The 12886-nt window shown below is 64.6% G+C and carries 13 protein-coding genes and 1 tRNA gene; 8 read left to right on the forward strand and 6 right to left on the reverse strand.

Annotated elements, in window-relative coordinates:
• Positions 1-73 precede the first annotated feature (73 nt).
• The 5 genes from ACFQ9R_RS26225 to ACFQ9R_RS26245 form a co-directional block, all read right to left on the reverse strand.
• Complete coding sequence (locus ACFQ9R_RS26225) at positions 74-1192, reverse strand: hypothetical protein (RefSeq protein ID WP_378993934.1); 1119 nt, start codon at positions 1190-1192, stop codon at positions 74-76.
• A gap of 182 nt (positions 1193-1374) precedes the next feature.
• Entirely contained in the window at positions 1375-1644 is a 270-nt protein-coding gene (locus ACFQ9R_RS26230; RefSeq protein WP_378994046.1) for a transposase family protein, read from the reverse strand.
• Positions 1645-1685: 41 nt separating this feature from the next.
• Positions 1686-2123 (reverse strand): hypothetical protein, encoded by a 438-nt coding sequence (locus tag ACFQ9R_RS26235; protein WP_378993936.1) that lies wholly within the window; start codon positions 2121-2123, stop codon positions 1686-1688.
• Positions 2120-2758 carry a hypothetical protein gene (locus tag ACFQ9R_RS26240; RefSeq protein WP_358186955.1) on the reverse strand — a complete coding sequence of 213 codons (639 nt, stop codon included), beginning with the start codon at positions 2756-2758 and terminating at the stop codon, positions 2120-2122. Before ACFQ9R_RS26240 ends, ACFQ9R_RS26235 begins: the two co-directional genes overlap by 4 nt.
• Positions 2742-3872 (reverse strand): hypothetical protein, encoded by a 1131-nt coding sequence (locus ACFQ9R_RS26245; RefSeq protein WP_378993938.1) that lies wholly within the window; start codon positions 3870-3872, stop codon positions 2742-2744. The genes ACFQ9R_RS26240 and ACFQ9R_RS26245 overlap by 17 nt, the downstream gene beginning before the upstream one ends.
• 732 nt (positions 3873-4604) lie before the next feature.
• Between ACFQ9R_RS26245 and ACFQ9R_RS26250 the strand changes: the two genes are divergently transcribed.
• The 3 genes from ACFQ9R_RS26250 to ACFQ9R_RS26260 all read left to right on the forward strand — a co-directional run bounded on the left by ACFQ9R_RS26250 (position 4605) and on the right by ACFQ9R_RS26260 (position 6137).
• Positions 4605-4820, forward strand: a complete 216-nt coding sequence (locus ACFQ9R_RS26250; RefSeq protein WP_364582447.1) for a helix-turn-helix domain-containing protein — start codon at positions 4605-4607, stop codon at positions 4818-4820.
• Positions 4821-4923: 103 nt separating this feature from the next.
• Complete coding sequence (locus ACFQ9R_RS26255) at positions 4924-5673, forward strand: hypothetical protein (protein ID WP_378993940.1); 750 nt, start codon at positions 4924-4926, stop codon at positions 5671-5673.
• A complete protein-coding gene (locus tag ACFQ9R_RS26260; RefSeq protein WP_378993942.1) occupies positions 5610-6137 on the forward strand; it encodes a tyrosine-type recombinase/integrase in 528 nt (175 codons plus the stop codon). Before ACFQ9R_RS26255 ends, ACFQ9R_RS26260 begins: the two co-directional genes overlap by 64 nt.
• A 79-nt stretch (positions 6138-6216) precedes the next feature.
• On the opposite strand, the gene ACFQ9R_RS26265 is transcribed toward ACFQ9R_RS26260, so the two are convergent.
• A tRNA-Asn gene (locus ACFQ9R_RS26265) sits at positions 6217-6289 on the reverse strand.
• A 211-nt stretch (positions 6290-6500) separates the two neighbouring features.
• Between ACFQ9R_RS26265 and ACFQ9R_RS26270 the strand changes: the two genes are divergently transcribed.
• The 5 genes from ACFQ9R_RS26270 (at position 6501) to ACFQ9R_RS26290 (ending at position 12883) form a co-directional block, all read left to right on the forward strand.
• Positions 6501-6746, forward strand: a complete 246-nt coding sequence (locus ACFQ9R_RS26270; RefSeq protein WP_056821808.1) for a hypothetical protein — start codon at positions 6501-6503, stop codon at positions 6744-6746.
• 106 nt (positions 6747-6852) lie between these two features.
• A complete protein-coding gene (locus ACFQ9R_RS26275; protein ID WP_378993944.1) occupies positions 6853-7008 on the forward strand; it encodes a hypothetical protein in 156 nt (51 codons plus the stop codon).
• Between the two features lie 176 nt (positions 7009-7184).
• Positions 7185-7499: a hypothetical protein gene (locus ACFQ9R_RS26280; RefSeq protein WP_378993946.1), complete on the forward strand. Its 315-nt coding sequence runs from the start codon at positions 7185-7187 to the stop codon at positions 7497-7499.
• Between the two features lie 12 nt (positions 7500-7511).
• Positions 7512-8666: a S8 family serine peptidase gene (locus ACFQ9R_RS26285; RefSeq protein ID WP_378993948.1), complete on the forward strand. Its 1155-nt coding sequence runs from the start codon at positions 7512-7514 to the stop codon at positions 8664-8666.
• Positions 8667-8671: 5 nt separating this feature from the next.
• On the forward strand, positions 8672-12883 hold the full coding sequence (locus ACFQ9R_RS26290; RefSeq protein WP_378993950.1) for a TIR domain-containing protein: 4212 nt from the start codon (positions 8672-8674) through the stop codon (positions 12881-12883).
• Positions 12884-12886: the final 3 nt, after the last annotated feature.

The raw sequence follows: 12886 nt of genomic DNA on the forward strand, positions 1-12886 counted from the left end.
AGATCTTGCCTACTTGGTGAGGCGGGTGTTGTTGGTCAGGACCACAACTAGCTCGTTGGTGGTGTACGGACCGTTAGGTGTGGCTGCGGCTTTCCTCGGGTGTGCCACCGGCGACCTTGGCGTCGATGTCGAGGTCGGCGGGACTTGTGATGCCGAGGAAGTCGTGTAGGACGGTGACGACGGACTCGGCCGTTGTGACGTACTCGTCGTAGTTTGCGGCGAATGGGATGCAATATGTCCGATCGAATTCGCCATATTGGTCCCAGCCGCGCTGAATCAACCATGAATTTTGCTCGGCAGTGAGACCGTGCTTTACAAGCCCGCTGCGGTTTCTGGCGATCGCACAGTCGATTTCATGATCGCGAACATGGAATGTCGCCCAGGTGTATCCGTTGGCTGACAGGTCGATTCCCTCGCCCTTGCCGAGTCGGGATAGAGCCTGGGCCAAGCCTCCGGCGAAGGCAGGCCACTGGTTTTCCACGGCCAACGGCTCATCGTCGCCGCACTGACTGTCCACGGCGAGAACCTGGCTGTAGCAGTCACAGGCGCACACGTAGCAGCCGCAGCCGCAGTCTTCCATGTCGGGGTAGGTGTCGCAGCCACAGTTTTTCCAACAGGTGCAGCAGTGACATTCGCCGCAGCGCTTCGGTTCCTCGTCGTCCTCCTCCTCGTCAGCATCGTCCTCGTCGTCAGCTAGGTCGTAGCCGCAGGAGTCGTCGTGGCACCAGTCGAGGCCTTCGGCTTCGCAATGGCAGTGGCACTCGCAGATGTCTTCGGACTCGTGGCCGCCTGCCTTGTCTGCGTCAAGGATCTCGGATCGTCGTCCGACCGACAGTTTCAGCAGCCTGGCATGCTGCGACATCAGCGACAGCACAATATTTGGCTCAATCCAGGTAGCCGAGCGGTCTCGCCCAGGTACTAGGCATGTCGCTTCCCCGAACTCGTCCTCAAGCGTTTCGTGTGCCTCAGCGAAGATGTTCACACGTCGCTCGTCGCCTTCGACGTTGGGGAACGAGTAGCGAAGCTCGCCTACGCCGACCTGCTCCCATCCGGCGTTAACGAGCTGGTGGATATCGGCGGCAGCCCAGGTCCACCCGGACTTCCACCAAAAGGATGTCCCGAAGTGCTTATACAGCGCGACAAGCATGGCCTCGAATGCAGAGCATTCTTGCGGTACGACGTCGTTCCCCATCAATCCCACCCTGTCCGAGCAGCCGTCCTCCGCGCTGCCGGATACATGGAATCACTCGGCACCGACATAGACGCGCAAACCGGACCTACTAGGCAAGCGGATCCGGTCGTCCGTCATGCCCGCTACTGAGGGATGTCCCGTAAGTCTGAAGTAGCGATGGCGAGCGATCCGCCCGCCATGAATCAGTAAGTGTGGGAGAGGTTGGCCAGCGTCGCTACCCCAGCCATCGCGACACCCACCCCGCCACCACGTAAACGGCGTTCCCACAGGATCTTCCATGTCGTCATCCGAGTGAAAGCGTGCTCGACACGGGCACGAACCTTGCGGTGGGACTTGTTGTGGGCCTGTTTATATTCCGGCAGCTCGACACCCGGTGATCGGCGATGCGGGATAATCAGACCGGTGCCCTGGTAGCCGCCGTCAGCGATCACCACCGGGGGCTGCAGCAGGATCGGGTGACAGCGTCACCAACCCCTGCAGCAGCCCCTTGTGCTCAGCAGTTCGCGCGGACGAAGAGCCTTCGCGTCTCACCGCCGCTGTCATGGATGACTACGTACCGCCGAGGTTCCTTGTCGTCTTTCGCCGAATGTTCGTTGACGGCGTTGTTCGCCAGCGCATCGACCATGCCTGTCGCGTCCCAGTACGACTTCCACGACGATGGAACACCCGGAGCGAACGGGGCGAACCCGGAGCGCTGTTTGAACTCGTCGACCGAGCTGCGGGGTATGTCAACCACCGCCACAGAGGTCCATGTATTGAAGCCGCCGTCGCGGTCGAACCAGACTGTGTTCGATCCCTCCGGGAAGATGACACCTGAGCACTTGGACATATTGCGCAGGCTTTCTGCTTCCTGCGAGCACCCGCTCAGGGCGATCGCGGTGGCACAGACGGATACGCAGAGCCCGACGACTCGGGTGATGACGTGCCTCACAGCTTTCCGATCCATCGTAGTAGCCTCGTCGCTTCACCTCGGGAACGAAAGCTGCGCGCCCATCCAGCTTCCTCGAGCTGGCGCATCTCGTTGTTGATATCGGTCCCGATATTGAGGCTGAGCGCTTCTCTCTGCAGCTTGTCGAAGTTGTAGAAGTCGTAGACGTAGACCTTGTAGATGATCTCTGCCTGCAGGCCACCATCCACCTCGGTGACGGTGGTGTCGCTTCCGACTGCCACGTCGTAGTGACCGAGCGCGTAGAACAGGTCGCCCTCTGTCTCCTCCGCGCCCAGCCATTGCGACGTCAGCTCGCGGGTGACGCCGATCTGGGGGTCCTGGCGGGCTTGCTCCCTGATCTCGTCGAGACCCTCGGCGATCTTCTGCCTCGCACTGCTGCTGGCGATAGTTCTCTCGAATTGCGCTGAGCTGATCTCATTTTCGAAGCCGGCATCATTGTTGCCCAGAAATATGCTCAGGAGGTCTTCGGCGAAGTCGTAGCCCATCACGTCGAACCAGGACTGGACCGCTGCCGCATCGACGCTGTTGGCAGCGGCTTCTGCCTTGTCCAGAGCGCCGGTCTTCGAGCCGAATACGGCACGGTCGGCTGGCAGCGGGCGGTCAGGCGGGCGATGCAATGCTGCTCTCCCACCACACGTTGTTCCCGAACCCGTAGCGGGACGCACCAAAATCGACGACCACTTTGTCGGGCACCTCGTATTCATTCGCGGAGAAGGTAGGAATTGTGCGCCCCGGCGTGTAATCGAGCGCTTGGGTCAACTTTCCGATCATGGACGTGATCGCGTCTCGTCGCGCGTCAGCCGCCGATCTCAACGCATCGACCGCCGAGACGATCTGAGATTTGTTGGAATCGCTCATCGGTCGGTCGATGAGTTGGGCCCACGCTCCGAGCGGCAGGGTGAAGCCGACGAAACTCATCGACTGGGACAGCCCGCTGCTCCAGCCCATCGCCTGGTTGTACACCAAGCGTTGCAGGCAAGCGCCACCGTTGGTGAGGATCTGTCCGACGACATCCAAGTCGGAACTTCGCATGGAGATGGCCTGTCCGAGGGCACTCGCGCTTGTCGCGAAGGACTCCGCAGTGTTTCCGGACCAGCTGCCTTGCAGCCACCGGAGGCCGCTCGATAGGTTCTCCGACGCCACGAAGTCGTTGATGCCGAGCTGTCGAATCCGGCTCCCCAGCGTCTCCAACGTTTCCCAGTCCGAGGCCAGCGGTACGAGGTACTCGGCTGCGGGCTTGATGCCGATCGCCCGGCTCAGCGGATCGTCGAAGTGGGTGATCAGCTCGATCGCTGAATCGACCACCTTGCGGACAGTGAACTGGCCGTCCTCGATCGCTGGGAGCGTCGGCAACTGCAGACCCGCGAATCGGGTGACTCCGCCCGCTCCGCCGGACGACCCGCTGATCGCTAGATCGTTCGTCGTGCTCGTGGAGATAGTCGAGATCGCTTGTGCGGATGCGTCGTCGGTTCCTTCGAACTGGCGTGAAGCACTGGAAAGGCTGGTGCCATACGAAGAGATGTTGGTCAGATCCTGTTGGTATGACGTGGTCAACGTGCTCTGAAGGTTCTCGAACGACGATGTCAGTGAGGCGAGCAGCCCGGACGTTCCGCTGGGCAGCGATACTTCCGACAGCAAGCGCGATGCGTTGGACGAGAAGTTGGTTCCCAGGTCTTGCAGGTCCAACCCGAATCCATCGAGACTGGCCACCTGCACGGTGAAGTCGTTCATACGTTCCCCCTCGGCGCAACGGTAGCAGTGTAGCGATGCCGATAGTCGGATGATCAATGCGTGCTAGGCGGCGACTACCCGCCGAACATGTTGTTGCGGAGAGCATCCGCGTGGTGAGACCGTCATAATTCGACGAGCGGGACTTGCCCTCGAGCAGCATTGCTCGGATTCGTAGGCGTTCTCAACAGGCGATTCCGTAGAGGACCTCGTGCTGGTCGAGATCGTCGAGGTGGATTCGGATCTCGTGGGCGGAGAGGCGGGTGTCGTCAGTCGGTGGACACGAGACGGCAGGAGGATGGCAGCAGGTCTCCCAGGTGCCGCCCTTTGTACGGGGGAACAAGTTTCGCGGAGCCCAGATTATCGGCAAGGCAGTTCCGGACGGACGTCTGTGTAGCCATTCCGTATGGCTGACGATCGTTAGCGTCGGTGGATGAAGCCGCATCGCCAGAGGCGCTGAGAGTATGTCGCGGTGGCACCTTCGATCACGGCGAACATCGGGATGTGAGCCGTCGCCACGAATCACTGTGGCGAAATCTCATCTTTTGAGGTTCCATTGAGGTGGAAGAGCCGCTGATCGGGCCTAACTGAAAGTTGCCCGATGAACAACGATCAACAGCAAGGCTCGCGCAAGCCTGCCCACTGTCTGTACTCTGCGGGCTACCCACCTGGGATGCCGTGCCGATCCCGGCCGCGCCGCGCCAGTCCGAACGGACAGGCACGAGGTGCGGTCCAATGACCAGCGAAGAGATCTGGCTGACCACCGACGAGGTCGCTGCGAGGCTCAAGATCCCGCCAAAAACACTGGCCACGTGGGCATCTGCCAATCGCGGACCACGATTCGCCAAGATCGGCCGGTACCGCCGCTACTTGCTTCGTGATGTCCAGCGGTGGGAGCAGGCGCAACTCGAGGCCGCTCGGCGCGAGCAGCCACCGAACACTTCTGCCTAACGGCCATCTACCGCGCCCACGAGCACACCTCGTCCAGACGGGGGTGCCCCGTTCGGCTTGTCCTCTGCCGTGTCCGAACTCTCGTTGAAAGGGGGACAACTCGATGCCGCGCCAAGCACTTCCCATCGGCACCTACGGCAAGGTCAAATCCACCCGGCAGCGCAATGGCAGCTGGCGAGCAACGACGCGCTACCGCGATGAGGACGGCATCAGCCGACCCGTCGACCGCTTCGGTGCCACCAAGGGCCAAGCGGAGAACGCACTCCGCCGCGCACTGGCTGAACGTACGAACTCGCGCGGCAAGCTCATCACCCGCGACACAACGCTGACCGAACTTGCTGACCTGTGGCTGGCCGAGAAGGCCGTCCAGGACGGCATCACGCCCCAGTCGCTCGACCTCTACCGTCGCGAGATCGACGTCTCGACCGACAAACGGGCCAAACCCGACGCGATCAAGATTAAATCCGCGTTGGGCGGGCTACGTGTCTGGGAAGCCTCGACATCGCGACTTGATGCCCACATCAAGCGCATCGCGCTCGACGGTCATCGGGAGAAGGCGCGGCGCCAGCGCGTCATCCTGTCCGAAATGATGGGCATGGCGGTTCGTCACGACGCGATCGACCGAAACCCTGTCCGTGAGGTGGCGGACCTGCCCCGCAAGCGCACCAAACCGCGCGCCGCCGATATCGAGGTTCTCTACGAGTTGCGTCAGCACCTCGACGAGTGGTTAACGGCGCCCCACTCGACGGGTCGCCCGGATACACCTACGGACCCAAACGCAACCAACGAGTGCTCGATGTTGTCGACGTCGAACTCGGGACCGGCCCACGTCCAGGAGAAGCGTTGGCGTTGATTTGGTCCGATGTCGATCTCGAGGCCACGCCACCGCGGATCACCTTCTCCGGCACCATCGTTCGTATCAAGGGCAAAGGTCTGATCCGCCAGCCACGAACGAAATCCGACTCGGGCTATCGGACCGTGTTGATCCCGCCGTTCGTCGTCGAGACCTTGCGCCGCGTGCAAGCGGAAGCCAGTCCCAACGAGCTGGATTTGGTCTTCCCGAACCGTGACGGCGGTATCTGGGACCCGAACAATTTCAACCGCCTCTGGAAGCAGGCGAGGGGAGACAAGTTTGCCTGGATTACCGCCAAGACCTTCCGCAAGACCGTCGCCACGATGATCGCGACCGCGCACAGTCCGGAGGATGCGGCCCGCCAACTCGGCCACGCAGGCGATGCGGTGACCCGCCGCCACTACATCGATCAACCGACGCAGGCACCCGACTTCACCGCCACTTTGGAGCGACTGAAACGGTGAAAAGATGCTGTTTTCGTGTAGTGAGGGGTCGAAATAGTCAAAAACCAGGGTCAAACGATGACGTTTGCCCTGGTAGATGCTCCCCCATCTGGACTCGAACCAGAAACCTGCCGATTAACAGTCGGCTGCTCTGCCAATTGAGCTATAGGGGATTGTCCTGGGTGGTTAGACTCAGGTGGTCTGCCTTGGCGGGCTGACCGAGATGAAACTTTAGCGCATCGTGTCGCGGGAACCCAAATCGGGGCGCTACCTGCGGACATGCGGCGTATAACGATGTGCTGTCGAACGGTGGCCGGATCGACAGGGGTGGGGCGGCTGGGGCAGGATGGAGCCCGCACACAGACGTGGGAGGAGCTCCAGGAGATGCTGCGGTTGATCATCGGCGTGGCGGCCGGTTATGTGCTGGGCACGAAGGCCGGTCGGGCGCGCTACGAACAGATCACTGCGGCCTCGCGAGCGGTCGCGGGTAGTCCGGTGACGAGGAAGCTGGTGTCGGTGAGCCGGCAGAAGCTGTCGGACAAGTTGAGTACGCAGCCGAAGCTCGAGCCGATGGAGCCGATCGACGAGCGCACCACGGTCTTGATTCCACACAACCAGCTGCGTCGCTGAACCGAGTTCTGTCGGCGCGCGCGGACGAGCGTCCAACCGTCGAATCCTCCTGACGCGCAGGCTCCGCGAAATTCCACCTCAGTCACACCGATATACGGGGGACCCCATGACCGATCCGCATCTGAACGCCGCCGGCGCCGCACCGGTGTCGTTGTTCAGCGCCCAGCATCTCGGCGACGCGAGTGCGGAGCCCGCCGAGCCGGTCCCCGGCAACCATCTGCCGACCTTCCTGGCCGCGGTCGAGGACCCGGACCAGAGCTAGCGGTGCTCGCTCTCGCTCCCCGGTAGTTCGGTGCGGGTAGTACCTGCGTGGAAATTGGGGTAGCCGGGTACTCGTGTGGGTTCGGACACATCCTCGTACGTTCAGATCAGCCTGAAAATCTGCGGCTGACGTCGGCGTTTGGGACATCTGCGCCGCGCGAGTGTCGAGGAGTACGGATGTCTACCGCAATCACCACGCTGACATCGCCCCAAGGCCGTCCACTGACTCTGATCGGCGACGCGAAGGTCTCACCGAACTCGGTGTACCCCGCGCCGACCACTTCGTTCGTCGAGCTGCTCCGGGCGGAGGTGAACGGCGCGCATCGTCCTGCACCGCGCTGTCTCTACGTGTACGGCACCGACGGATGGCCCTGTGTCGTGGGCGTGCTGCGCGGTGCCGCCGGCGCGATCGGCGACAACAGCAAGCCCAGGTTCGGACGGCGGATGACCCGCGACGTCTACGACTTCATCGTCGCGTACTCGGCTCTGTAGGAAGGAATCATCATGTCCGACACCATCTCTGCCGAATCGGTAGCCGACGTCGCCTACGAGTTCGTTGTCCCCGTCGAGAAGCCGTTGCAGACCGACCTGACGGTGATGCCCGAACTGCTCGAGGTGGATCTGCTGGTGCGCGCCGCGGAGGCGCGCGCCAAGTTCAACGTCGACGGATCCGGCATGACGGTCGCCGTCCTCGATACCGGGCTCCGCACCACGCACGTCGATTTCGCGGGCCGGGTTCGGGCAGGCCGGAACTTCACGGCCGACAACAACGGTTCGCCCACCGATCCGAGCGACGGACAGGGTCACGGCACCAACGTCGCGGGGATCATCTGTGCCGGCGGGGTGCACACCGGGATGGCGCCGCGCGCGAATATCGTGCCCGTCAAGGTCCTCGGCAACTCCGGCGGCGGGAGCTTCGAGGCGATCCGTGACGCACTGCACTGGGTGCTGGCCAATCGGGCATCGCTGGGTATCTCCGCCGTGTGTATGTCGCTCGGCGCATCGGACAACAACACCTCGGACGCGGATTTCGCGGGCGACGGCATCGGCGAGGTGATGCGGAAACTCACCGACGCCGGCGTCGCCTGCTGTGTCGCGGCGGGTAACGACTACTTCGCTCACAACAGTGGCCAAGGCATGAGCTACCCGGCGATCTTCCGCCAGACGATCAGTGTCGGCGCGGTCTACGACGCCGACGAGGGTTCGTTCAGCTACGGCTCCGGGGCGACCGCCCTCTCGACGGCTCCGGATCGGATCACACCGTTCTCGCAGCGCTTGCACTCGAGTGTGGGTGGCGCCTGCGCGACCGACATCTTCGCGCCCGGCGCGCCGACGACCTCGTCGGGGATCCGCAACGACAGCGGCGAGTCGATCCAGCACGGCACCAGTCAGGCCACGCCCGTGGTCGCCGGCATCGTGCTGCTGATTCAGCAATTCCATCTGCGGGTGGCCGGGACGATGCCGTCGGTTGCCGATGTTCGCACATGGCTGCTGGCGGGTGCTGTGCCGATCGTGGACGGCGACGACGAGAACGACAATGTCGTCCACACCGGACAGACGTTCAGCCGGATCAGCGCGTTCGGCGCGCTCACCGCCTGCGCGAAGGACGTGGCGCGCTCGGCGCTGGTCGAAGCGGGTATCGACCGTTCGCGGGTGTAACTGCCATGAAGGCCAGGCTGTTCCTCAGCCATTCGAGCCGGGACAGCCGCGAAGCGGTCGCACTGCGGGTCTGGCTGATCGAGGCGGAACCCGGTCTGGCGGGTGAGATCTTCCTCGACCTCGACCCGGACACCGGGATTCCGGCAGGCGTGCGCTGGAAGGACGCGTTGCGCCGGGCAGGCGACCGCTGCGAGGCGGTCATCTGTCTGCTGTCGGACAACTGGGACAGCTCTCATGAGTGCAAGGTCGAATACCGCCATGCCGAGTCCCTGAACAAGCCGATCTTCACGGTCCGGCTCGAACCGCTGACCGGGCGCGACATGACCAGCGAGTGGCAGCGCTGCGACCTGTTCGGGGACGGACCGAAGACCACGATCCTGGTGGACGGGGAGAAGGTCGAGTTCCTGACCGAGGGGTTGCAGCGACTACGTCACGGTCTGCGGGCGGCCGGTATCGGCGCCGACACCTTCGGCTGGCCACCGCCCGGCGACCCGGGACGCGCACCGTACCGCGGGTGGGAATCGCTCGAATCTGTCGATGCCGCAGTATATTTCGGCCGCGACGCGCAGATCGGGCGAGCGATGGACACCGTGCGCGGCCTGCGTGGCCTCGGTGGTGGACACCTGTTCGTCGTCCTCGGTCCCTCCGGCGTCGGCAAGTCGTCGTTCGTGCGCGCCGGGTTGCTGCCTCGGCTGGCCCGCGACGACCGCCACTTCCGCGCCATGGACATCGTGCGGCCGCACCGCAGGGCGCTCACCGGCGATGCCGGATTCGCGCGGTCGATTCACGCGTTGCGCGTCGGCGTCGGGCTGCGCCGGCCCTGCCTCACCGAGATCGAGGACGGTGTCCGCGACATCGAACAGGTGCGGGCCTGGCTGATCGAAGCACAGCAGGCCGCGCGCGATCGCGTTGTGGACTCCGGTGACGACCCGGCGCCGACGCTGATTCTGCCGATCGACCAGGCCGAGGAGCTGTTCGGCCCCGAGGCGGGGGAGCAGGCGGGCGTGCTGCTCACTCTCCTCGGCGGACTGCTCGACCGCGAGCGTGGGATCGCGATGATCGCGGTCGCCACTATCCGCTCCGACCGCTACGAGCCGCTCCAGACCGCACCCATGCTGGCGTCGGTCGCGGTGCGCCCGTTCGACGATCTGAAACCGATGCCGCAGGCCCAGTTCAAGGAGGTGATCGTCGGGCCCGCGCGGCGGGCGAGAGAAGCCGGCGCCGAGTTGTCGTTCGCCCCGGACCTGGTGGAACGTCTGCTCGACGACTGGTCCCGCGGCGCCGACACCCTGCCGCTGCTCTCGCTCACCCTCGCCCGGCTGTACCGGGACTACGGGGACGGGGAGATCACCCTCGCGCACTACGAATCCCTCGGTGGATTGCGGCGAGTGGTACAGCGGGAGGTCGACGAGCTCCTCGACGCCGATCCCGAGGTCCGGGCCGGGCAGTTGGCGATCCTGCGGCGGGCCTTCGTGCCGTGGCTGGCGACGATCAATTCCGGCAACGACCAGCCGATGCGCCGCCCGGCCCGCTGGTTCGATCTGCCGCCGGAGAGCCATCCACTGCTCGAGGAGTTCGTCGCACGCAGGCTGTTGGTCAAAGACGAGCGAGACGGCGCCGTTGTCGTCGAGGTCGCGTTGGAAAGCCTGCTGCGCCAATGGGATACCCTCGCCGACTGGCTGCGGGTGCAGGCCGGCGAGCTGGAGGCCGCCGACAACCTCGAGCGGGCCGCGCAGGCGTGGGAGCAGAACGGGCGGCGCGAGGAATGGCTGCTGTCGGGGTCACGGCTCACCGATGCCGAATCACTGGCCACCGCACCAGGATTCCGCGAGCGACTCAACCCTGCCCGGGGATTGCTGCTGGCCTCACGGCAGGCCGAGGACGAGCGCATCGCCGAGGAACGTCGGCACCGGGAGGACGAGCTGCGGGCCGCCAGGGAACGCCAGCAGGCGGCGGAAACATTGGCGGCCACGGAGAGCCGGGCGAAGGAGGACGCGCAGTGCAGCGCCAGGGCGTTACACCGGCGGTCGCGGATTCTGCGGGCGGCGCTGGCGGTGACCGTGGTGGCCGCGCTGGTCGCGGGTTTGCTGTGGGTGCGCGCGGATCGGGCGCAAGAACGTGCCGTCGCCGAGAGCCGTCGCGCGACAGCACTGGCATTGTCGGCGAACTCGCAGCTCATGCTCTCGGGCCGGTGGCCGGGGAAGAGCGACGACATCCTGGGTATGCAGATGGCTATCGCCGCGTACCGTCTCGGCGAGGGGACCGGGCGGGAGTTCGCCCTGCTCAACGCGATCCACCAGCAGGGCAAAATCCGCAAGATCGCCGACATGGACGAGGCCGACGTCTCCAGCGTCACCTATAGCCCGAATGGGAAACAGATCGCTGCCACGCGTGGGAACGCGATCCAGCTCCTCGATGCCGCAACCTGGACCCCGATCGGCGCTCTGCTGTCAGGCCACGCGTCCGAAGTCACTCGCATCGCGTTCAGTCCGGACGGTGCCCGGCTGGTGTCCGCAGGTCGAGATCGAACTGTTCGGCTCTGGGATGTCGAGTCCCAGAAGCAGATCGGGGCCGAAATGCGCGGCCACACCGGTGTGGTCGTCGGCGTCGCGTTCAGCCCGGACGGCCACCACATCGTGTCGGCGAGCTTGGATGAATCCGTCCGGCTCTGGGATGCCGAGACGCATCAGCAGATCGGCGAGATGACCGGACACACCACGCCGGTGACCTCGGTGGCGTTCGGCAGGAACGGGTTGATCGCCTCGGGTGATGTCGGCGGCACCGTCCAACTGTGGGACGCTCGGTCCCAGCGGCCCTCGGGTGAACCGCTGACCGCGCATACCGGCAGCGCCGTGAACAGCCTTGCCTTCGACCGCGACGGTGACCGGCTGGTGGTCGCGGGATTCGATCTCCAGCAATGGGATACCAGGACCCGCCGCCCGATCGGGGAGCCGCTTCGCGGGCACACCGCCGCGGTAGAACAAGTCGTCTACAGCGGCGACAGCACGCAGATCGCTTCGGCAGGCGATGACAAGACGATCCGGCTGTGGGATGCCGCGACGGGCAGGCCCATCGGAGAGCCACTGGAGGGACACGAGCTGGTGGTGTCCAGTGTCGCCTTCCATCCCGACTCCGGTCGAATCCTCTCCGGCAGTATGGATTCCACCGTCCGCGAGTGGGATGTGGGTGGCGGGCGAACCATCCACCTCGGCGCGAGAGTGCTGGGCGCGGACGTGAGCCCGGACGCCAGGCATATCGTCTCCGGCGGTGCGGACGGCACCATTCGGCAGTGGGATACCGGCACCGGTGCGCAGGTCGGTCCCTTGATCCGCGGCGACGAAGGCCTTTTCCAGCTCGCGGAGTACACAGCAGAAGGCACACAGCTGGAGGCCGCCGGGTTCAGCCCCGAATCCCTCACCTGGCCCGAAATTCGGTTCTGGGATGCCGCATCGGGCGCTGCGGTCGGGCCGCCGATCCCGCTGCCGCCCGAAACGGCTGTTTTCGCACACGATCCTGGTCGGCGCAGGATCGTGATCGCCGGCGACGGAAAGGCCCAGATTCGAGACATGGCGAGTATGCGGCCGGTCGGACCGGAACTGCGCCACGACGACGGTTTCGTGCAGATGGTGTCGATCGACGACGCCGGACGGCGCGTCGCCACCGGCGCCACCGACTACGCGGTCCGGTTGTGGGACGCCGACACCGGCAATCCGGTCGGCGACCCGATGGTCGGGGACGGGTGGGTCAAGAGCACCAGCTTCAGCCCGGACGGCCGCCTGCTCGCCGTCGGTTACGAAGACAAGACGATTCGCATCTGGAACACCGATACCGGCCAGGAAATCGGCGAACCCATGGTGCAGGACGGCCCCGCCACCAGAGTCCAATTCTCTCGGGACGGCCGCACACTGGTCACCGTCGGTACCGACAACGTGTTGCGGCTGTGGGATGTGGGGACGCACCGCCAGATCGGACCCGCCCTGGTCGGTCACGGCGCTCTCGTCACCGCTGTCGATTTCCTGCCCGACGGTTCGGGGATCATCTCGGCGAGCATCGACGAGACCATCCGGATGTGGCCCGTGCCGACCGCCTCGCCCGAGCAACTGTGCGCCAAGATGACGCACAACATGAGCCGGGAGATGTGGCGGGGCCGGGTCTCCTCGGAGATCGGCTACATCGAGCTCTGCCCGGGACTTCCGATCGCCGGCGAGGAGGAGTAGCCG

The sequence above is a fragment of the Nocardia sp. NPDC056541 genome (genome assembly GCF_042794235.1).
Classification (GTDB): domain Bacteria; phylum Actinomycetota; class Actinomycetes; order Mycobacteriales; family Mycobacteriaceae; genus Nocardia.

What these genes read in the sequence shown, in the direction of transcription:
- ACFQ9R_RS26225 (WP_378993934.1), bottom strand. Translation starts at nt 1,192, where the DNA reads ATGGGGAACGACGTCGTACCGCAAGAATGCTCTGCATTCGAGGCCATG.
- ACFQ9R_RS26245 (WP_378993938.1), bottom strand. Translation starts at nt 3,872, where the DNA reads ATGAACGACTTCACCGTGCAGGTGGCCAGTCTCGATGGATTCGGGTTG.
- ACFQ9R_RS26250 (WP_364582447.1), top strand. Translation starts at nt 4,605, where the DNA reads ATGACCAGCGAAGAGATCTGGCTGACCACCGACGAGGTCGCTGCGAGG.
- ACFQ9R_RS26255 (WP_378993940.1), top strand. Translation starts at nt 4,924, where the DNA reads ATGCCGCGCCAAGCACTTCCCATCGGCACCTACGGCAAGGTCAAATCC.
- ACFQ9R_RS26270 (WP_056821808.1), top strand. Translation starts at nt 6,501, where the DNA reads ATGCTGCGGTTGATCATCGGCGTGGCGGCCGGTTATGTGCTGGGCACG.
- ACFQ9R_RS26275 (WP_378993944.1), top strand. Translation starts at nt 6,853, where the DNA reads ATGACCGATCCGCATCTGAACGCCGCCGGCGCCGCACCGGTGTCGTTG.
- ACFQ9R_RS26280 (WP_378993946.1), top strand. Translation starts at nt 7,185, where the DNA reads ATGTCTACCGCAATCACCACGCTGACATCGCCCCAAGGCCGTCCACTG.
- ACFQ9R_RS26285 (WP_378993948.1), top strand. Translation starts at nt 7,512, where the DNA reads ATGTCCGACACCATCTCTGCCGAATCGGTAGCCGACGTCGCCTACGAG.
- ACFQ9R_RS26290 (WP_378993950.1), top strand. Translation starts at nt 8,672, where the DNA reads ATGAAGGCCAGGCTGTTCCTCAGCCATTCGAGCCGGGACAGCCGCGAA.